The sequence below is a fragment of the Xenorhabdus sp. SGI240 genome, from assembly GCF_040081915.1.
Lineage (GTDB): Bacteria > Pseudomonadota > Gammaproteobacteria > Enterobacterales > Enterobacteriaceae > Xenorhabdus > Xenorhabdus bakwenae.
The window spans coordinates 121900-141963 of record NZ_JBEBMB010000004.1 but is presented as its reverse complement, the minus strand read 5'-3'; the positions used below and the strand labels follow the sequence as shown (position 1 = coordinate 141963).

The 20064-nt window shown below is 43.9% G+C and carries 17 protein-coding genes; 8 read left to right on the top strand and 9 right to left on the bottom strand.

Translation table 11 applies throughout. The annotated features are described in order from the left end of the window. Positions 1–143: 143 nt before the first annotated feature. Positions 144–1298: a methionine adenosyltransferase gene (gene metK, locus ABLA76_RS01830; RefSeq protein WP_047767623.1), complete on the bottom strand. Its 1155-nt coding sequence runs from the start codon at positions 1296–1298 to the stop codon at positions 144–146. A 677-nt stretch (positions 1299–1975) separates the two neighbouring features. On the opposite strand from metK, the gene speA reads away from it, so the two are divergent. Together speA and speB are read left to right on the top strand one after the other, a co-directional pair. Beyond that, positions 1976–3880, top strand: a complete 1905-nt coding sequence (gene speA / locus ABLA76_RS01825) for a biosynthetic arginine decarboxylase (protein WP_285808381.1) — start codon at positions 1976–1978, stop codon at positions 3878–3880. A gap of 244 nt (positions 3881–4124) precedes the next feature. Continuing rightward, entirely contained in the window at positions 4125–5051 is a 927-nt protein-coding gene (gene speB, locus ABLA76_RS01820; RefSeq protein ID WP_348986644.1) for an agmatinase, read from the top strand. Positions 5052–5248: 197 nt separating this feature from the next. On the opposite strand, the gene ABLA76_RS01815 is transcribed toward speB, so the two are convergent. The 3 genes from ABLA76_RS01815 to ABLA76_RS01805 all read right to left on the bottom strand — a co-directional run bounded on the left by ABLA76_RS01815 (position 5249) and on the right by ABLA76_RS01805 (position 6924). Beyond that, complete coding sequence (locus tag ABLA76_RS01815; RefSeq protein WP_348986643.1) at positions 5249–5722, bottom strand: hypothetical protein; 474 nt, start codon at positions 5720–5722, stop codon at positions 5249–5251. A 3-nt stretch (positions 5723–5725) separates the two neighbouring features. Then, a complete protein-coding gene (locus ABLA76_RS01810) occupies positions 5726–6097 on the bottom strand; it encodes a type II toxin-antitoxin system HigB family toxin (RefSeq protein ID WP_348986642.1) in 372 nt (123 codons plus the stop codon). 83 nt (positions 6098–6180) lie between these two features. Further along, a complete protein-coding gene (locus ABLA76_RS01805; RefSeq protein WP_348986641.1) occupies positions 6181–6924 on the bottom strand; it encodes a 4'-phosphopantetheinyl transferase superfamily protein in 744 nt (247 codons plus the stop codon). Between the two features lie 158 nt (positions 6925–7082). Here ABLA76_RS01805 and galE point away from each other — a divergent pair, with 158 nt between their 5' ends. From galE to ABLA76_RS01785, 4 genes are all read left to right on the top strand, one after another. Beyond that, the gene (galE, locus tag ABLA76_RS01800; RefSeq protein WP_348986640.1) at positions 7083–8102 is read left to right on the top strand and encodes a UDP-glucose 4-epimerase GalE; all 1020 of its coding nucleotides are present in this window, start codon (positions 7083–7085) and stop codon (positions 8100–8102) included. 64 nt (positions 8103–8166) lie between these two features. After that, positions 8167–9246, top strand: a complete 1080-nt coding sequence (locus tag ABLA76_RS01795) for a UDP-glucose--hexose-1-phosphate uridylyltransferase (RefSeq protein ID WP_348986639.1) — start codon at positions 8167–8169, stop codon at positions 9244–9246. Between the two features lie 33 nt (positions 9247–9279). After that, positions 9280–10434, top strand: coding sequence for a galactokinase (galK, locus tag ABLA76_RS01790; protein ID WP_348986638.1), 1155 nt, complete (start codon positions 9280–9282; stop codon positions 10432–10434). Between the two features lie 254 nt (positions 10435–10688). Further along, positions 10689–10853 carry a hypothetical protein gene (locus ABLA76_RS01785; RefSeq protein WP_285808373.1) on the top strand — a complete coding sequence of 55 codons (165 nt, stop codon included), beginning with the start codon at positions 10689–10691 and terminating at the stop codon, positions 10851–10853. Positions 10854–10873: 20 nt separating this feature from the next. Here ABLA76_RS01785 and ABLA76_RS01780 read toward each other — a convergent pair whose 3' ends face one another. Together ABLA76_RS01780 and ABLA76_RS01775 are read right to left on the bottom strand one after the other, a co-directional pair. Next, complete coding sequence (locus ABLA76_RS01780) at positions 10874–11347, bottom strand: membrane-associated Zn-dependent protease 1 (protein ID WP_348986637.1); 474 nt, start codon at positions 11345–11347, stop codon at positions 10874–10876. A gap of 35 nt (positions 11348–11382) precedes the next feature. Further along, a complete protein-coding gene (locus ABLA76_RS01775; protein ID WP_348986636.1) occupies positions 11383–12255 on the bottom strand; it encodes a lipase family protein in 873 nt (290 codons plus the stop codon). Between the two features lie 388 nt (positions 12256–12643). Here ABLA76_RS01775 and ABLA76_RS01770 point away from each other — a divergent pair, with 388 nt between their 5' ends. Both ABLA76_RS01770 and ABLA76_RS01765 read left to right on the top strand, forming a co-directional pair. Then, positions 12644–14014, top strand: a complete 1371-nt coding sequence (locus ABLA76_RS01770; protein ID WP_348986635.1) for a cystathionine beta-synthase — start codon at positions 12644–12646, stop codon at positions 14012–14014. 20 nt (positions 14015–14034) lie between these two features. Continuing rightward, positions 14035–15213, top strand: a complete 1179-nt coding sequence (locus ABLA76_RS01765) for a PLP-dependent aspartate aminotransferase family protein (RefSeq protein WP_348986634.1) — start codon at positions 14035–14037, stop codon at positions 15211–15213. A 50-nt stretch (positions 15214–15263) separates the two neighbouring features. Here the strand turns inward: ABLA76_RS01765 and mutH are convergent, their stop codons facing one another. From mutH to leuA, 3 genes are all read right to left on the bottom strand, one after another. Next, positions 15264–15944, bottom strand: coding sequence for a DNA mismatch repair endonuclease MutH (mutH, locus tag ABLA76_RS01760; RefSeq protein WP_285808366.1), 681 nt, complete (start codon positions 15942–15944; stop codon positions 15264–15266). Between the two features lie 768 nt (positions 15945–16712). Next, entirely contained in the window at positions 16713–17852 is a 1140-nt protein-coding gene (leuB, locus tag ABLA76_RS01755; RefSeq protein ID WP_348986633.1) for a 3-isopropylmalate dehydrogenase, read from the bottom strand. Continuing rightward, positions 17849–19459, bottom strand: coding sequence for a 2-isopropylmalate synthase (leuA, locus tag ABLA76_RS01750; RefSeq protein WP_348986632.1), 1611 nt, complete (start codon positions 19457–19459; stop codon positions 17849–17851). Before leuA ends, leuB begins: the two co-directional genes overlap by 4 nt. Positions 19460–20064: the final 605 nt, after the last annotated feature.

Sequence of the window (20064 nt, the reverse complement as noted above, 5' to 3'; positions counted from 1 at the left end):
ACAGAACAACGACAATTAAGTGAATGCCTTACTGCACACAGAATGTACGGGTAACGCTAACGGATTTTATTACGGCTGAATACCGTACTTTTGATCATAAAAAAACCCGCAGTATTTGCGGGCTTCATAGGTTAGCAAAGCCTTTATTTCAATCCTGCCGCAGAGCGCAGAATTTCAGCTTTATCTGTTGCTTCCCACGGGAATTGTTCACGACCGAAATGACCGTAAGCTGCAGTATCGCGATAAATGGGGTGTAACAGATTCAGCATCTTGATCAGGCCATAAGGACGCAGATCAAAAAATTCACGGACTAGTTGAATCAGTGTGGAAGTTGGGACTTTCTCCGTACCGAACGTTTCCACCATGATAGATGTTGGCTCTGCAACACCGATGGCATAAGAAACCTGGATTTCACAGCGATCAGCCAGACCTGCCGCAACGATGTTTTTGGCAACGTAACGCGCGGCATAGGCTGCCGAACGGTCAACTTTGGAGGGATCTTTACCAGAAAATGCGCCACCACCGTGACGAGCCATACCACCATAGGTATCAACAATGATCTTACGGCCAGTCAGACCACAGTCACCCATTGGCCCTCCGATGACAAAACGACCTGTTGGGTTGATGAAATATTTGGTCATCGGGGTAAGCCATTCAGCAGGTAATACCGGTTTGATGATCTCATCCATCACGGCTTCATGCAGTGCTTTTTGAGCAATATCTTCGCTGTGTTGGGTTGAAAGGACAACAGCATCAATACCAACAATCTTGTTGTTTTCGTACTGGAAAGTGACCTGACTTTTTGCATCAGGGCGCAACCACGGCAGGGTGCCGTTTTTACGAACTTCGGCCTGACGCTCAACCAAACGGTGTGCATAAGTGATAGGTGCTGGCATGAGAACATCAGTTTCATTGGTCGCATAACCAAACATCAAGCCCTGATCTCCTGCACCTTGTTCCAGAGGATCTGTACGGTCAACACCCTGGTTGATATCTGGAGATTGTTTACCAATGGCGCTGATAACTGCACATGAGTTGGCATCAAACCCCATATCTGAGCTGGTATAGCCGATTTCACGTACTGTACTGCGAGTAATTTCCTCTATATCAACCCAAGCGCTGGTCGTGATTTCACCACCAACCATGACCATGCCTGTTTTAACATAAGTTTCGCAGGCCACGCGAGCTTTAGGATCCTGTTTTAAAATTGCATCAAGGACGGCATCGGAAATCTGATCGGCAATTTTGTCTGGATGTCCTTCTGAGACAGACTCAGAAGTAAAAAGATGTGTAGTCATTATATTTTATTACCTTAAATATAATCTTGGATTAATGGCGGATGTTTTACCGTCTAGACGGCTATTTTAAGTCACTCTTGCTAAGGTTACCAGTTTTTTTAATTCTAATTATCTTCCATTGTGTGACATTTTTGCTTCACCATCTAAAAAGTATGAGGGATGTTCGGCCTTATTTAGGTAAATTGCATTTTGCAATTTTGCTGGATTACAGGTATAAACTGCGCGCGTAGCATAAGTCATTTTTTTGTACTTGAAGTTACGGGCGCTTGCAGGAAATGTACACATGTCCTGCTTCTCAATTGAGAAACGGCTTGCGGTGGGTAAGCCATGTGGGGGTGAATGGGGTTATGAACCATTATCTGTTGATTATTAACGGCCAACAGCCACATTATGCCATTGATGTATCCACATCTTGTTCCTTCCTTTTCAATATGCAGTCATTTCGATGTTACCCGCAGCATAGTTACTTGCAGTATATAAGCAGCAGGTAATATTGAGTTGGTATCATTATGAGTCACAGTAAATATATTGTTTAGTCCTCTCTAAACGTTCCTATAATCTAAGAGCATGCTGTTCCCTGACATTTTTTAATGCGCAAGATACGCACTATAAAATAGTGTCTTGGGTTATTGACCTTACAGGCGAAGGCAAATCTCGACTCCATGAAGGAGACTGCCATGAATGATAATATCGCTCGCAAAATGCGACAGACCTATAACATCGCATACTGGGGCGGCGGCTATTACTATGTCAATGATCTGGGTAATGTCAGTGTTTTCCCAAACCCTGACTTACCGGGAGCTAAAATTGAACTCGTCACTCTGGTGAAGAAAGTTCAGGAAGAAAAAGAACAATTGCGGTTGCCGGCATTGTTTTGTTTTCCCCAGATTTTGCAACATCGCTTGCGTTCGATTAATGCCGCGTTTAAACGTGCACGTGAATCTTATGGGTATAAAGGAGATTACTTCCTTGTTTATCCAATTAAGGTCAATCAACATCGCCGTGTCATTGAGACATTGGCAAATGCTGATGAACCGATTGGATTGGAGGCAGGCTCCAAAGCGGAATTAATGGCCGTGTTGGCTCATGCAGGCATGACAGGTACTGTGATTGTTTGTAATGGTTATAAGGATCGCGAATACGTCCGTCTGGCATTGATCGGTGAAAAACTGGGACACAAGGTGTATCTGGTTATCGAGAAGATGTCTGAAATTGAGATGGTACTGGAAGAAGCCAAGCGCCTGAATGTGATCCCGCGTTTGGGCGTTCGGGCCCGTTTGGCATCCCAGGGGTCTGGTAAATGGCAGGCCAGTGGCGGTGAAAAATCGAAGTTTGGATTGGCTGCCGCGCAGGTATTGCAATTAGTTGAAAGGTTGCGTTCAGCTGGGCGGTTGGATAGTTTGCAATTGCTGCATTTCCACTTGGGTTCCCAATTGGCAAATATCCGTGATGTGGCAACGGGGGTGCGTGAATCTGCCCGTTTTTATGTCGAATTGTCTAAACTGGGTGTCAAGATCCAGTGCTTTGATGTTGGTGGTGGTCTAGGTGTCGATTATGAAGGAACACGCTCCCAGTCTGAGTGCTCGGTTAATTACGGTTTGAATGAATATGCGAATAACGTTATTTGGGGCATTGGGGATGCATGTGAAGAACATGGCCTGCCTCACCCAACTGTGATTACGGAATCCGGCCGGGCATTGACCGCCCATCATACCGTTTTGGTCTCCAATGTTATTGGGGTAGAGCACAATGAATTTACTCAAACTACGCCGCCGGCAGAAGGTGCGACGCGCCCTCTGACCAGTTTGTGGGAAACCTGGCTGGAGATGCAATCTGACAGTAGCCGCCGTTCCCTGCGTGAATCGCTGCATGACAGCCAGTTTGATCTGCATGATGTCCATACCCAGTATGCTCACGGTATGTTGGATCTGTCAGAACGTGCGTGGGCGGAAGAACTGTATTTAAATATCTGTCGCCACATTCAGCAAGACCTTGACCCAAGCAACCGTGCCCATCGTCCGATTATTGATGAATTACAGGAACGCATGGCAGATAAATTCTACGTGAATTTCTCGCTGTTCCAGTCAATGCCGGATGCGTGGGGGATTGATCAACTTTTCCCTGTTTTGCCAATTGAAGGTCTGGATAAACCGCTGGATCGTCGTGCTGTTTTGTTGGATATCACCTGCGATTCTGACGGTACAATTGATCACTATGTTGATGGTGATGGTGTGGCGACAACGATGCCAATGCCAGCTTATGATCCAGAAAACCCGCCACTGATTGGTTTCTTTATGGTTGGAGCTTATCAGGAAATTTTGGGTAACATGCATAACTTGTTTGGTGATACGGCTGCCATTGATGTTTATGTTGCAGAAAATGGCGTAGTGACTTATAAGCAGAGCGAGGAAGGTGATTCTGTCGCCAATATGCTTCAATATGTCAAACTGGATCCGCAGGTATTATTGACCCGTTTCCGTGATCAAGTGAAATCGACTGATCTGGATGACAATTTGCAGGAACAATTCTTGCAAGAGTTTGAAAGTGGCCTGTATGGCTACACCTATTTGGAAGATGAGTAATCCTGATTAGCCATTAATCTGTATCAATAGTCATTCCTGATCATGTGTTTTGTATAATAACTCGATAAACTTCAGGTTGCCATCCGCAAAACGCCGCGAGGCCTTATATTTCCCCGTTGTGCGGGGAAATATAACACGCATCTGAAGTTGGATGGGTATAGTGTAAATAAGCCCTTGTGTTACTTGTTACTGCCAATTATTGGAGATTGGTAATAAGCCAGTATGGGACTTTTGAGGATATATCATGAGTATTAGCTCCTTAGGAAACCAAATTGATAACTCTTTGGTTTCAAATGCCTTTGGCTTCCTGCGTTTTCCGTTGAACTTTCAACCCTATTCCAGTGATGCGGAATGGGTGATTACCGGGATTCCTTTTGATATGGCAACATCGGGACGCGCGGGTAGCCGCCACGGGCCGGCTGCCATCCGTCAGGTATCGACTAATCTGGCATGGGAAAGCAGCCGTTGGCCGTGGAACTTCAGCTTACGCAAGCACCTGAATGTGGTGGATTGCGGGGATCTGGTATTTAGCTTCGGTGATGCCCAGGATATGAGTGATAAGTTGCAGGCACATGCTGAAAAAGTGCTGGCATCGGGTAAGCATATGCTGTCATTTGGTGGTGATCACTTTATCACTTTGCCACTGTTACGTGCCCATGCAAAACACTTTGGCAAAATGGCGCTGATCCATTTTGATGCGCATACAGATACTTATCCAAATGGCAGTCAATTTGATCATGGTACGATGTTTTACCATGCGCCAAATGAAGGGCTGATAGATCCTCACCATTCAGTACAAATAGGTATTCGTACTGAACATGATACGGATAATGGTTTTACTGTACTGGATGCTGGTCAGGTTAATGATCGCAGTGTTGATGATCTTGCTGGGCAGATTAAAACGGTGGTTGGTGACTTGCCGATTTATCTGACGTTCGATATTGATTGTCTTGATCCGGCATTTGCGCCAGGTACAGGAACGCCGGTGATTGGTGGATTGACGTCAGATCGCGCATTGAAAATAGTGCGTGCCTTACAACCATTGAATATTGTTGGAATGGATGTAGTGGAAGTGGCACCGGCTTATGACCAATCTGAAATTACGGCATTGGCGGCCGCCACAATTGGGCTGGAGTTGCTGTATTTGCAGGCATCAAAGAAAGCTTTTTAATGCATTAATCTTGTAGGCTCTTTTTAAAGGCTCATCAAGGTGAGCCTTGACTCTTAAAGTTAATTTGAGTGTATCTAGACTCGATAAACTTCAAGTAGCAATCCGCCAGACGACGCGAGGCCTTATATTTCCCTGCTGCGCGGGGAAATATAACACGCATATTGAAGTTGGATTGGTATATAAAAATGTAGTTTTTATTAGTCTGAACCCATAAAGGTTTCGACAGGAACGCTAAAGAATTTGGCAAAGCCTTTTACTTGCCCAATGTTCATAGAACGTTTTCCATGCAGTATCTCTGATATGACGCTCTGGTTTGCAATGTCACGCAGATCAAGCTGCCTTATGCCTCTTTCTTTCATCAAGTAACTTAATGCTTCACGTGGAGTAACATTGGGGACTTGGCGATTTTTAGCTTCGTACTCATAGACACGGTCAGTGATAAAATCAGCGAACTTCGCTGCGGCATGTTCGGTATTTTCAGCATATGAGTATAACTCATTAATCAGTGCCATGCGGGCATTCAGATCTTCATCATTTTCTACAGGCTCAATACACGCGGAGAACAAAAGTGCCAGAGGGCTGATTTGCCCAGATATTGACTGCATTATTTGGGGTAAAATTTCGATGAGTCCATCAATCCTTTTATCAGTAACGAGTGATGTTTTTCTCATGCTTTACCTTTTTGATCGTTTTGATTGAGTCTGCTTACGCCACCATTTATCATATTCGGTATGGGTGCAGACTTCTTTAATGTAAAAAGTGCCTGATTCGGGATTAAGCCATGTGATAATACGGCATTTATTTTTATGGATATCAAATATATAAATATCTAATGGCCCTTTTTTACTTCCTGCCCCCAGTAATTCGTGAGGGACACGATCGACATTCCATGTCGATGTTTTAAGCCATAGCTCACGAATTTGAGCATAAGATTCAAACCGTAAAGATACCTTATCAAAAACATCCAACCAGAGCTTTAACCCCATTTTCCATTGAGCATGTTTTTGCATCGCTTCGATGATGACTTTTGCCGTGATAACTCGCATATCACTTCCTTATGATATCGCAATTTGCGATATTTGCAATATTTGAAAAAATTTAGGGTTCGCTTTTTTTCAAATAAAGCATATCACTGCACCATATACGTCAACACCTGCTGCTGGGGCATTAAGGCAAAATTTCCGTGGAATTGCGAACCCGCTCGATATTCATTAGATAATGTTTGCAGTAGTTTTATGCTTATGGCGTAATCGCTGCAATTAATTGACGTAATTTCAGCCGCATGAAAATCAAAGAAGCGTTTTACGTGGGGATAAAGTGCCTTAAATAGACTTTCTTTGATGGAGAACGCAAGCGTGAATGCCTGTGCAAAAGGTAATGGACATTCTGTCAGTAATTTCATTTCATTGTCATTGATGATGCTAGGTGAAACACTTTTGATGGTATCTGACTTAATCTCCTGCTCGATATCTACGCCTATTATTCGGTATTGATTGCAAGAAGCCGCTAAGGCAATAGCACAGCTGGCTGAATGAGAAATCGAACCACAAATATTGTCCGGCCAGATTGGGGAGCGATCCTGGGCATTGGTTACCTGAAAGCCAGAGTAACCCAAACGGTTTAAAACTTGTTGAGTGCAATAACGGGCTGCCAGATATTCCGCTCGTCGTTTATTCACTGCATTCTGTAATTGGCTTGGATAGGTAATACCACATTCGTCAAATAGTGCATCCCGATAGCAAGACGGGTCAAAATAAGTTTTTATGACATGAAGATCGGGATGTTCTGACAGCGTACCTGCCTGTATGTCTGTAAAAAAAGGATCATTTATGGCAGTAGCTTGAGCAGAGGTAAGGAGAGAAGTAAAAGTCATTTTTTTCATCATGGTTTTTTATTATCGGCTGCGATTATTAAATAAGGGATCAATTAAAAATGTTTATGGTCTGATTTTGCCATATTTTAATTTTAGTTCACTAACGTACTAACTCTTTTTATACTCCTCGTTATTACCATTTTTGAAAAGAGGTTGTTGTGGAAATATTAGTAACCGGAGGGATGGGATATATCGGTAGCCATACTTGTGTTCAGATGATTGAAGCTGGAATGACGCCGATCATCATCGATAACCTGTGCAATGCCAATCATGAAGTTCTGGCGCGCATTGAGGCATTGACGGGAGTGCAGCCACTGTTTTATGAAGGGGATATTCGAGATGAATCATTCCTTGATGCTATTTTCTCCCGCCACCAAATCCAGTCAGTTATTCATTTTGCAGGCTTGAAAGCGGTTGGGGAATCCGTCGCCAAACCTATCGAATATTATGACAATAATGTCAATGGAACGCTGGTACTGGTGCGTAGTATGCGTAAAGCGGGGGTAAAAAGCATTATCTTTAGCTCATCCGCGACGGTATATGGTGATCCGGATGTTGTGCCTATTACTGAACAGTCTGCGGTAGGTAATACAACTAACCCCTACGGCACCAGTAAGTCTATGGTTGAACGCTGCCTGTCTGATTTCCATCATGCAGAAAACGATTGGTCTGTGGTGTTATTACGCTACTTCAATCCAGTTGGTGCCCATCCTTCCGGCACGATGGGGGAAGATCCTCAGGGAATTCCCAACAATTTGATGCCTTATATTGCCCAGGTTGCGGTAGGCCGCCGGGAAAAACTGTCTGTGTATGGTAATGATTATCCAACAGCCGATGGCACTGGAATTCGCGATTATATCCATGTTATGGATTTGGCTGACGGGCATATCGCGGCCCTCAATGCCGTTGGTAAGAAAGCGGGATTGCATATCTACAATTTGGGTACCGGAAAAGGCACCAGCGTACTGGAAATGGTAGACGCTTTCAGTAATGCTTGCGGCAAGCCAGTTCCTTATGAAATGTGTCCACGTCGTCCGGGAGATATTGCAGAATGTTGGTCAAGCCCGGAGAAAGCCGAGCGAGAGCTGGGCTGGAAAGCGAATCGAACTATCGTGGAAATGACGGCGGATGCCTGGCGTTGGCAGTCTCAAAATCCCAATGGCTATAAAGTGAAGTAAGAAACAACAAAAAACGTTTGGATTTCTGTCAGGTTTGTGTGGTGAAAGCAAGGGGGTATCCAATATGTCAAAGATGCGATTCAATTCTGTTGATTGCCCACACAGGCGATACAATCCTTTGACGGGTAAATGGATTATTGTTTCACCACACCGAACAGAACGACCGTGGAGTGGCATCGATGAAAAACCTCTCCACGTTACCTTGCTAGATTACGATGAACACTGTTTTTTATGCCCGAACAATACCCGCGCTCCAGGTAATATCAATCCAGATTATCAGGACGTCTATATATTCCAGAATGATTATTCTGCCTTGTTACCGGAACGCTTTGATATTCATCCTACCGATAACCCATTATTTAAAATTGAGCCAGTGAGTGGTGTTTGTCGGGTACTCTGTTTTTCTCCTGATCACAGCAAGACATTGCCGGAGCTGCCATTGGAGCAAATCCGTCGTGTCATTGATGCATGGAATGCGCAGATTGAAGAGTTGGGCCAGCGTTATATTTGGATCCAGGTTTTTGAGAATAAAGGCGAAATGATGGGGTGCTCTCAACCTCATCCTCATGGGCAGATTTGGGCCAGTGATTTCCTGCCGGATGAGCTGGTGCGTAAAAATGAATTGTTGCGGCAGTATTATCACCAGCAAGGATCTAATTTGTTGATGGATTATATTGAGGCTGAACGCAAAGACGGTATACGCACGGTCGTGGAAACCGAATATTGGCTTGCAGTTGTACCTTATTGGGCGGTATGGCCATTTGAAACTATGCTATTGCCGAAAAGTCATATCCGTCGCATGAATGAACTGACGCAAGCACAACGTGATGACTTGGCGGTAGCGATTAAAAAATTGACCAGTCGCTACGATAACCTGTTTCAATGCGCTTTTCCCTATTCAATGGGCTGGCATTTTGCGCCTTTCTTCGAGCATCAATGCGATACCAATCTTAAATCACAAAAACACAAGATTGATCACTGGCAATTACATGCACTGTTTTATCCGTCGTTATTACGGTCATCCAGCGTCCGTAAGTTTATGGTGGGTTATGAAATGTTGGCGGAAGCCCAACGTGATTTAACGCCGGAACAGGCTGCCCAGCGGTTACGGGATGTCAGCGACATTCATTTTAAGGTACGCTGATTTCCGCTAAGAAACGTTTCTGGGGGAAAAGAGATGCAAACTTTAGTCCAAAACGTCACTGAATCTTTTAATACATGCTTTAACTCTTCTCCAACGCACTTTTTTCAGGCACCGGGACGGGTGAATCTTATCGGTGAGCATACGGATTACAACGGTGGTTTTGTCTTGCCTTGCGCAATTAATTTCCAGACGGTAGTTGCCGCCGCTAAACGTGGGGATATGCGGGTCAGGGTGATAGCGGTTGATTATCATAATCAGTGTGATGAATTTGATCTTTGCCAGCCAATTCTCTTTCAGTCAGAAAAAATGTGGGCAAATTACATCCGTGGTGTGATGAGTGCTCTGGTGGCAAGCGGTTATGCATTTGGCGGTATGGATCTTGCTATTAGTGGCAATATTCCACAAGGTGCGGGTTTGAGTTCATCTGCGTCGTTGGAAGTTGTGGTTGGGCAAGCCATTAAATCGCTTTATCAGCTTGATATTAGTCCCAAAATGATTGCGTTGAGTGGACAGCGAGCAGAAAACCAATTTGTTGGTTGTAATTCTGGCATCATGGATCAGTTAATTTCTGCTTGTGGGGAAGAAAGTCACGCCTTGTTGATCGACTGCTTTACGTTGGCTACGCAATCTGTACGTATGCCTGATAACGTGGTTGTGATGATCATCAATTCCAATAAACAACGGGGGTTGGTGGATAGCGAATACAATATGCGCAGGCAGCAATGTGAAGAAGCCGCCCATTTGTTGGGAGTGAATATGTTGTGTGATATCACGCTTGAGGAGTTCAATGCTAAACAAGCGTTGCTCGATACATTGCTTGTCAAACGGGCTCGCCATGTGATCAGGGAAAATTTGCGTACTCAACTGGCGGCTGATGCTTTGAATGCGGGTGATTTGTTTCGTCTTGGTCAGCTTATGGCTGCATCGCATATTTCCATGCGTGATGATTTTGACATTACTGTCCGTGAAATAGATGTGCTGGTGGAAATAGTCAAAGACGTGATTGGCGATCATGGTGGTGTCCGTATGACAGGAGGCGGTTTTGGCGGTTGTGTGGTGGCGTTGGTTCCCCCTGATTTGGTGAAAAATGTGGAAAAGGCGATTGAGCAACAATATGAGGCTGAGACAGGTTTGAAAGCGGATATCTATCTTTGCCAGGCCACAAAAGGTGTCAGCCAACTGGAATAAGCAAAAGAGAGAGCGTCGAGATCATTTTTTCTAAATGATATGTTCTCGCAATACTTAACCTTAACAATGAAAGGAATATGATCATGAGTTCCGATGCACAGCTAGCAGCACGCCAGCAACAGTGGACAGACGTTGACGACTATCTTAAACAAGCCCTGTTACCTCAATCCCCGCACCTGGAATAAACACTTGAACATATGTCCGCTCAAGGATTGCCAGCTATTAATGTTTCTGCGCTGCAAGGGTAGTTTTTGATGATGATGGTACAAATGAGTGGCGCAAGACGTATTCTCGAAATTGGTACATTGGGAGGATATAGCGCCCAATATATGGCAAAAGGATTGCCTGATGATGGGATAATGTTGACATTGGAAAAAGATCCCCATGTAGCTGAAGTGGCTCAACACAATATCGAATAGAGGAATTACACAATAGTTTTTTATGCCCCCCCTTGAGGTGCAGGTTGACTGGCAGAGGTTGGTGTTCGGGCTGACTGACAAGCTTTGCGCTCACCGGGTTCGCGCTCTTGAATAATTTTTGCGGTTTCATCTATGGCGGGAAGAGGAAAGCCCATATCGTCATAGGCACCAAAACCCATTAAACGATAACTGCTTAGCGGGGTATTTATTGGGACGCGAAATTCCTTCTTCTCCCCCGGTGCCAATGGTTCAAATGGGTACACGGTCAGTGTACCTGGCTCACATTTTGCATTAAGGGGTAAAACAGCCAGATAGCCCCCCGCCACAGGTTGGTCGCCTTGATTTTGCAGTGTGCCGCCTACAAAGAATGTACCGTTGGCTCCCAGCCCCATGTGGAATAACAAGTGGGCTTCCCCTTTTGCCCATAATGATGCAGGGGAAAACAGGCTACTTGCTATTAATACTGCACTGTATGTGTAACCACGCCATTTCATCTTTGTGCTCCTGTTTGTTGATGATGAGTTCCTAACTATAAATTAATACAAGAATCAATATCACCCTGTTTTGTGACTCTTCTGAACACCTCCAGATCGAGTCTGGCAATATAATTGATTAAATAGTGGCTACATAACGGCCCATCTGAAATATCTAAATTGGTTTGAGGTTTAAACTCGTTGATATAGTCCAATGAGGCATATCCCAGGATTTTAGGAGGCAGATGAGGTATGACGTCATCGATATAGTTGAACACCGCAAAATTGCTAAAGTTTTGGGTAACGAGTTTGGCGAATTCTCTGTTTCCTGGTCTTGGGCAGGCAAATAAACAGGCTGAATGATTGGGGGCTATCGAGCCTATTTCATACATAAGGTAAGACGCAATTGCTGCCCCAAGGCTGTGACCAGCTATAGTGAACTGACCACTTACCCCGATAAGCCGGGTAATCGCTTCCGCCAATTTAAGATTGCTGTAAACACGGTGAGATTCAGGCTCAATGGGAATCAGCTTCATTGAGTCATAGACACTAAAAAAACCCTGGCTGACTGCTATCTTGGGGAAACGAGTCCACGGTGAGGTAAAATCAATCAGCCCATCATGGACATCTTCCAGCAAAATTGTGGGATCGGTTCCACGTATAGCAATAATATATTCCTCTGGAGAATGGTTTTTTTCTGCCACTTTTTTTGCCACATAACCATAACAGACATGTTCGGGCAATTCACCTTTTCTGGGCGTTACGGAGAAAGACAGGTCATCTGCTGAGATATACGCGATAACTTTCCATCCATTCTCTTCAATTCGAGGGTCGGCTGGGGGGGTTGGATTATTGTAGTACTGTTCATTCATTTTCGCTGCATATAACACGAATGCCGCAAAATTGGCGGCTTCTCTGTATGTATACATAGGTGCCTCTTTTTATCAGGTTGAATGATGATGTTTAGATTGTAATGAGATTTTCGTTATGAGGAACTTATTTTCATCAAGCCCTATTATTAGGATTTATTTATTATTAAATGATAAAAAATAATGATTTGTATACTCGATAAACTTCAAGTTGCAATCCGCAAGACGACGCGAGGCCTTATATTTTCCCGCTGCGCGGAGAAATATAACACGCATCTTGAAGTTGGATGGGTATAGACATGTTTTAATTTATCAATATCGAATTAATTAATTCTCTTTTGTTATATGTAGTTTTCATTTGTTCTTTCAAATTGATTACCATACAGCGTTATTCTTTCCCAGTCTGAAAGTTTTGTTTGCAAATTTTACCGATTATCAAGAGGCAAATATGGCAGCACCACGCTCAGTTCTTGAACTTATAGGGAATACACCGCTATTGGAATTGACTCATCTGGATACAGGCCCTTGCCAGCTATTCATTAAGTTAGAGAATCAGAATCCGGGCGGTTCGATTAAAGATCGTGTTGCACTTTCAATGATTGAGCAGGCGGAAAAACAGGGGGTGTTGCAGCCCGGGGGCACCATCATTGAAGCCACGGCAGGTAATACGGGGATTGGGTTGGCGTTGGTTGCCGCCATGAAGGGCTATAAACTGATTTTAGTTGTACCTGATAAAATGAGCCGCGAAAAAATTTATCACCTGCGGGCGCTGGGTACGGATGTTCGCTTGACACGCTCTGATGTTGGAAAAGGGCACCCAGAATACTATCAGGACTATGCTCTGCGCCTGTCGAAAGAAATCAGTGGAGCTTATTATATTGATCAATTCAATAATCCGGCGAACTCAGCCGCCCATCTTGTTACCACGGGGCCGGAGATTTGGCAGCAGATGGAGCAGAATGTTGATGCTGTGGTTGTGGGTGTCGGTTCTGGCGGGACTCTGGGTGGCTTGAGCCAGTATTTTAAGGAAATTTCCCCTCATACGGAATTTATCCTCGCAGATCCTAAAGGTTCTATTCTTGCCGATTATGTTGAGCATGGTCACTATGACGAAGCGGGAAGTTGGTTCGTGGAAGGTATCGGAGAAGATTTTGTCCCGCCTCTTGGGGATTTCTCTCAGGTTCACCATGCTTATCGCATTACTGATGCAGAAGCGTTTGCCTGCGCCCGCGATTTACTATTGACAGAAGGGATCTTGGCTGGCTCTTCTTCAGGAACATTGTTAGCGGCGGCGCTACGTTATTGCCGTGCACAGACAACGGCGAAACGTGTGGTGACGTTGGCGTGTGACAGCGGTAACAAATATCTGTCGAAAATGTTTAATGATTACTGGTTATTGGAACAAGGGCTGCGTTCACAACCACAAGAAAATAATTTGAGCGATTATATTACTTATCGTTATCAGGATGGTGCGACGGTTTCAGTTTCTCCGCAGGATACCTTGCAGATCGCTTATAGCCGTATGCGTCTGTATGATATTTCACAGTTACCTGTGATCGAAAACGATCAAATTGTCGGGCTTATTGATGAGTGGGATCTCATGCATACCATTCAGGCCAATTCACATCATTTCTCATTGTCTGTGACTGAAGCGATGACCAATCAGGTTCATACGCTCAATAAAAAAGCGTCATTGGCGCAGTTAATGGCCACTTTTGATGTTGGTCATGTGGCCCTGATTGTTGATGATAACAATCGTTTTCTGGGGCTTGTTACTCGTACCGATGTTCTGAACGCATGGCGTCAACAACTCAATTGATCTCTTTCAGGAATAAATTAATGGCTAAGTTTGATAAGACTAAATTTAATCGGATTAAATTTGATACACAAAGCGTTCATGCAGGCTATGTACCTGATCACACGGGGGCAGTGATGCCCGCAATTTATGCCACATCGACTTATGCTCAATCTGCACCCGGCCAGCATACGGGATATGAATATTCCCGTAGCGGGAATCCAACGCGTGATGTCTTAGAACGTACGATTGCTGAATTGGAAAATGGCACGCGGGGTTATGCTTTCGGCTCTGGTCTGGCAGCCAGTTCAACTATTTTGGAGTTACTTGATAAAGACAGCCACATCATTGCGGTAGATGATCTCTATGGCGGGACTTACCGATTGCTGGAAAAAGTGCGTCGCCGGACGGCGGGTCTGAGAGTCACTTATGTTGAGGCAGGGGATACTACAGCACTGGAAGCGGCAATTCAGCCCGACACTAAAATGATTTGGGTGGAAACGCCCACTAACCCACTACTGAAATTGGCTGATTTAGCGGCGATTGCACAAATTGCCAGGTGGCATAATATTATCAGCGTGGCAGATAACACTTTTGCTTCCCCCTATATTCAGCGTCCGCTTGATTTGGGGTTTGATATTGTTGTGCACTCTGCAACTAAGTACCTGAATGGTCATTCTGATGTTGTTGCTGGCCTTGCCGTGGTGGGAAATAATGCAGAGTTGGCCGAGCAAGTTGCCTTCTTGCAAAATTCCATTGGCGGCATTCTTGATCCGTTCAGCAGTTTCCTTGTCCTGCGTGGTATCCGGACATTGTCCCTGCGTATGGAGCGCCATATTGACAGTGCTGAGAAGATTGCGCATTGGCTTGAACAGCAGCCACAAGTTGAGAAAGTGTATTATCCCGGTCTTGCTTCTCATCCTCAGCATGAATTGGCAAAACGTCAGATGCGAGGTTTTGGTGGCATGATCTCCATCGTACTGAAAGGGGATGAAGATTATGCGCGTCGCGTCATTAAAGCGCTGCAACTGTTTACATTGGCGGAAAGTTTAGGCGGCGTGGAGAGCTTGATTGGTCAGCCGTTTTCCATGACTCATGCTTCCATTCCGTTGGAGAAGCGTCTGGCTGCCGGAATTACCCCACAATTGATCCGAATTTCTGTCGGTATTGAAAATGCAGATGATTTGATAACGGATTTGTCTCAGGCATTTGAAACGGTTTGATTTTAAACTGAAAGACAAATAGCGTATTCAGGGTTTCTGCCAATTAAGGGTTACAAGAAGAAATGGCGAGCCAATAACGGCGCAGTAAAGTTTTTTTTCAAATAAAAACCTCTGGGCAACGTCATAATTGGCTGGCCGTATTCTCCTATTGCTTCTGTCAGTGCTCGGCTATTGGCGGCCTTGGGACGCAATTGCAGTACTTCACCATGACGGGCAGTAATGCTTTCGACCTTTCCTAATACAATAAGATCCATCAGTTCTTCCCAATCGCGTCGCAGCAACTCTTCTTCAATCACATTCGGACTCCAAAGCAACGGAGAGCCTACACGGCGTTCAGATAATGGAATATTTCTTTCCCCCTCAACCGGTATCCACAGGACGCGGGATAATTTACGCCTGACGTGGCAGTTTGCCCAGGTAATGCCACTATTACCTGTTAAAGGAGCAACACAGACAAAGGTTGTTTCTAATGGATAACCTTTGCTATCCACAGGGATAGTTTTCAACTCGACACCAATATGTTCAAAATCTTGTTCAGGTTTACTGCCCGCATTTGCGCCTAAATAGTATTCAAGCAACATACCGACCCAACCTTTATCACGTTTTAAATTGGGGGGAATGGAGAGCCTGGCCAACGCAGCAAGTTCACCCATAGATAAGCCAGCCAGGGAATGGGCACGATTGAAGAGTTGTTGTTCGTTTTCAGGCGGTGCTGGCGGTGTAAAGTACATGTTATAGAGTATACTTTTTGTTGATTAAAAAATGTTCACATGAATTTTTGAAAACCATTATTAATTTATCGTTAGCATGATCATTTTGATAATAGCATGATATAAAAGATTTTTTCATTGATGTTTGCTGCATTAAAAATAGACTCATTATGATTGTTCACCTATTTACAGTGATAATAAACAGGATCTTACACCATGTTATCCACAGATTTATGGGATAAGTGATAAAAAGTGAGATCACTGGTTTGATTTACAGCGCTAATGAAGGATATTTTCTACAAAAATAGGCGATTTTTGTTTAACTAAAAGGCATATCCTGTGGATAAATTCACCTATGGCTAATATTTGCTCATTGCGAGGAAAGCTAAAAATTTTCATCAGTAATAGGTAATGTTAAAAGGGGTGTAAAATTCATTAAAGCAATGAAAAATAATGATTATTTATTTTCTGCTATAGAGAGTGTAAAAATATGTAATAAAAGTATACCCGTTTTACCCCGCTCTTTTTCACATACATATCCACAGAAAAAGTGAATAAAATGGTTCTGGCCAGACAATAAATGTTTATAACTTTAGCTTTTCCTGTGAATTAACGCTTCTGGAAGCGTAATCTACGCAGATTTAAAATCAAGCCAGCCAAAAGTGTTCATTTTTACTCATCTTATGCTGCGTTTACCTCTGATTTGTTGAGTCATGGTCTTTTTTGCCAGCCAGTAAGCTATCTTACTGGCCTTTTTCAATGCTTATATTTCCCTTTGGATAGATTTTTCTAAACTTCTTCGGTGATATAGCGTGCAATGATATCGCCCATTGCATTGGTGCTGACCGCTTTGTCATTACCCGCGAGATCAGTGGTACGATAACCTTGTTTCAAAGCGTGATTGATCGCCCGTTCAATAGCATCAGCGGCATCAAGGTGTCCAAGGCTGTAACGCAGCAACAGTGCTGTGGATAATATTTGAGCAATTGGGTTGGCGATATTTTTACCTGCAATATCAGGGGCTGAACCGCCAGCAGGTTCATATAAGCCAAAACCTTTTTCGTTCAGGCTGGCAGAAGGCAACATGCCCATTGAACCCGTGATCATTGCGCACTCATCGGATAAAATATCGCCAAAAATATTGGAGCACAATAGAACGTCAAATTGAGCGGGATCTTTAATAAGCTGCATAGTGGCGTTATCAATATACATATGCCCGATTGCAACGTCAGGATAATCTTTGGCAATTTTGCTAACGGCTTCACGCCATAACACGGAGCTTTGCAAAACATTCGCTTTATCAATCGAAGTCACCTTATGGCGACGTTTGCGCGCAGATTCAAATGCAATACGCGCTATCCGTTCTATCTCGAAACGATGATAAACCTCAGTGTCAAAAGCACGCTCATATTTTCCTTCACCTTCGCGCCCTTTGGGTTGTCCAAAATAAATTCCGCCTGTCAGCTCACGGACGCATAAAATATCAAAGCCTTTGGCGGCGATATCATGGCGAAGAGGACAGAATGATTCTAAGCCTGTATATAAGCGCGCCTGTCGTAAGTTGCTGAATAATTTAAAGTGTTTTCGCAGTGGCAATAATGCCCCCCGTTCTGGCTGTTCGGCGGGCGGTAGATGTTCCCATTGCGGGCCACCTACGGAGCCAAATAGGATCGCGTCAGCTTTTTCGCAGCCAGCTATCGTTTCTTGAGGCAAAGGTGTGCCATGACGATCAATGGCAATCCCCCCCACATCATATTCGCTGGTTGTGATACGGATATTAAAACGTTGACGGATGGCATCTAACACTTTGTAGGCTTGCTTCATCACTTCAGGGCCAATGCCATCACCCGGCAAAACAGCAATGTGGCAATGCCTGGTTTCTTGCTTGCCCTGAGTCGCGTCATTTGAAATAGATTGGCTTGAGGTCATGATTGTGCAGTTTCCTTTTTGTTGTTCTGGTGATTGTTTTGAATATTGCTGTCTTGGTTACTGCTTTGGGAGATGCGTTGCTTCTCTTTTTCTACTTGCTCTGCTTGCCAGATATTGTTCAGAACATGGACCATCGCTTTGGCAGAGGATTCAATAATGTCAGTTTCCAAGCCCATGCCGTGGAAACGGCGGCCAAAACATTCCACGATAATATCAACTTGACCGAGCGCATCTTTACCATGCCCTTTACCGGATAATTGATAGGAAATTAATTCCAGAGGGTAACCCGTCATGCGGTTGATGGCCTGATAGATGGCATCAACAGTACCATTGCCCGTTGAGGCTTCAGATTTGATTTCATCTCCACAGGCCAGACTAACGGTTGCAGTAGGTATGACATTGGAGCCTGACTGGATACTGAAATAGTCCAGACGGAAATGTTCATGTTCTTGCTGTTGTTGATTGATAAACACCAAGGCTTCTAAATCGTAATCAAACACCTGTCCTTTTTTATCTGCCAATTTCAAGAATGCTTGATACAGTACATCCAAATTGTAGTCACTCTCTTGATAGCCCATTTCTGTCATACGATGTTTTACTGCGGCACGTCCAGAACGTGAGGTCAGGTTCAACTGGGTATCTTTCAAGCCGATAGATTCTGGCGTCATGATTTCGTAAGTTTCACGATTTTTCAGCACACCATCCTGATGAATGCCGGATGAATGGGAAAACGCATTACTGCCAACAACGGCTTTATGAGCGGGGATCGGTGTACTGCTAATTTGGCTAACTAACTGACTGGTACGATAAATTTCTTGATGGTTGATATTGGTATGTACTCCCAACATTTGCTGGCGCGTTTTGATAGTCATAATCACTTCTTCCAGCGAGCAGTTACCTGCACGTTCTCCTAATCCATTGATCGTGCCTTCGATTTGACGGGCACCTTCCTGGATGGCGGTAATGGAGTTAGCGACGGACATACCTAAATCGTCGTGGCAGTGGACTGAAATAATCGCTTTATCAATATTGGGTACGCGGTTAAATAATGTGCGTATAATACCGCCAAATTGGTAAGGCGTGGTATAACCTACCGTGTCTGGAATGTTGACGGTGGTTGCGCCCGCTTTGATGGCCTGCTCGACAATTTTGCACAAATTATCGATATCGGTACGGCCTGCATCTTCGCAGGAAAACTCGACATCGTCGGTATAGTTGCGCGCTCGTCTGATGGAGCGAACCGCCATTTCCACAACATCATCAAAGGTTCTTTTTAATTTATGCTCGACGTGCAAATTTGAGGTAGCCAGTACCATATGCAGGCGGAAGGCTTCAGCGACTTTCAGGGCTTCAGCGGCGACATCGATATCTTTGTCAACACAGCGGGATAAGGCACAGATACGGCTATTTTTGATTTCACGGGCGATGGTTTGGACTGATTCAAAATCACCCGGAGAAGAAACGGGAAAACCGGCTTCAATGACATCAACCCCCAGCCTTTCCAGTGCATAAGCGATTTGCAGTTTCTCTTTCACACTCAGGCTGGCTTGTAACGCCTGTTCTCCATCACGTAACGTCGTATCGAAAATAATAACTTGCTGGCTCATGTTGTACTCCTGTTAAATAGATTAACTCGTTAATTTAATTAGATAACTTAGTTCTGTAACTGGGTTTTATTTTTGATTCTGAGCGCCGGCAGGTAAAAAAAACCCGCGCATGGCGCGGGTTTTTTGTGTCTGATGGAGGTTAACTTATCCTTGTTTTTCACCCACCAACATACCACGCGCATTATTAAAAGCGATAATTAGTAGGCTTAGTAGAAGAATAGGGTGAATCATGTGAGCTAACCTTTGTGAATTTGTTAACTTAATTTTAATTGTCGATGTATTTTATAGATACGTTATCTAAAAAATAATGTCAAGCAGTATAAGTATGAATTTAACGTGGATTGCCCACATTTTCGGTTTTTTATTGAGCAATTGTTGAGTTTGGTGACTATTTTTTACATTTTTAGCGATGTTTTTATCTATTTTTCATATCTATATATGGAGTAAAATCCTGCTCTGATGGATAAGGAACAAGGATAGATGGATGTTAACCACCGTGTTTTAGGTTAAGAAGTCATAACCATACAGAATATTAATAAATTATATTTTGATAGATTGGTATTTCATTATTGGCTAATTGTTTTTGATAAAAGTCATTAATGTAA

Bases quoted from the DNA above. Each gene is read 5' to 3' on its own strand.
- speA (WP_285808381.1), top strand. From the start codon at position 1,976: ATGAATGATAATATCGCTCGCAAAATGCGACAGACCTATAACATCGCA.
- ABLA76_RS01785 (WP_285808373.1), top strand. From the start codon at position 10,689: ATGATGATGGTACAAATGAGTGGCGCAAGACGTATTCTCGAAATTGGT.
- ABLA76_RS01770 (WP_348986635.1), top strand. From the start codon at position 12,644: ATGGCAGCACCACGCTCAGTTCTTGAACTTATAGGGAATACACCGCTA.
- ABLA76_RS01780 (WP_348986637.1), bottom strand. From the start codon at position 11,347: ATGAAATGGCGTGGTTACACATACAGTGCAGTATTAATAGCAAGTAGC.
- leuB (WP_348986633.1), bottom strand. From the start codon at position 17,852: ATGACCTCAAGCCAATCTATTTCAAATGACGCGACTCAGGGCAAGCAA.
- ABLA76_RS01805 (WP_348986641.1), bottom strand. From the start codon at position 6,924: ATGACTTTTACTTCTCTCCTTACCTCTGCTCAAGCTACTGCCATAAAT.
- ABLA76_RS01775 (WP_348986636.1), bottom strand. From the start codon at position 12,255: ATGTATACATACAGAGAAGCCGCCAATTTTGCGGCATTCGTGTTATAT.
- ABLA76_RS01765 (WP_348986634.1), top strand. From the start codon at position 14,035: ATGGCTAAGTTTGATAAGACTAAATTTAATCGGATTAAATTTGATACA.
- ABLA76_RS01815 (WP_348986643.1), bottom strand. From the start codon at position 5,722: ATGAGAAAAACATCACTCGTTACTGATAAAAGGATTGATGGACTCATC.
- leuA (WP_348986632.1), bottom strand. From the start codon at position 19,459: ATGAGCCAGCAAGTTATTATTTTCGATACGACGTTACGTGATGGAGAA.
- metK (WP_047767623.1), bottom strand. From the start codon at position 1,298: ATGACTACACATCTTTTTACTTCTGAGTCTGTCTCAGAAGGACATCCA.
- mutH (WP_285808366.1), bottom strand. From the start codon at position 15,944: ATGTACTTTACACCGCCAGCACCGCCTGAAAACGAACAACAACTCTTC.
- ABLA76_RS01795 (WP_348986639.1), top strand. From the start codon at position 8,167: ATGTCAAAGATGCGATTCAATTCTGTTGATTGCCCACACAGGCGATAC.
- galK (WP_348986638.1), top strand. From the start codon at position 9,280: ATGCAAACTTTAGTCCAAAACGTCACTGAATCTTTTAATACATGCTTT.
- ABLA76_RS01810 (WP_348986642.1), bottom strand. From the start codon at position 6,097: ATGCGAGTTATCACGGCAAAAGTCATCATCGAAGCGATGCAAAAACAT.
- speB (WP_348986644.1), top strand. From the start codon at position 4,125: ATGAGTATTAGCTCCTTAGGAAACCAAATTGATAACTCTTTGGTTTCA.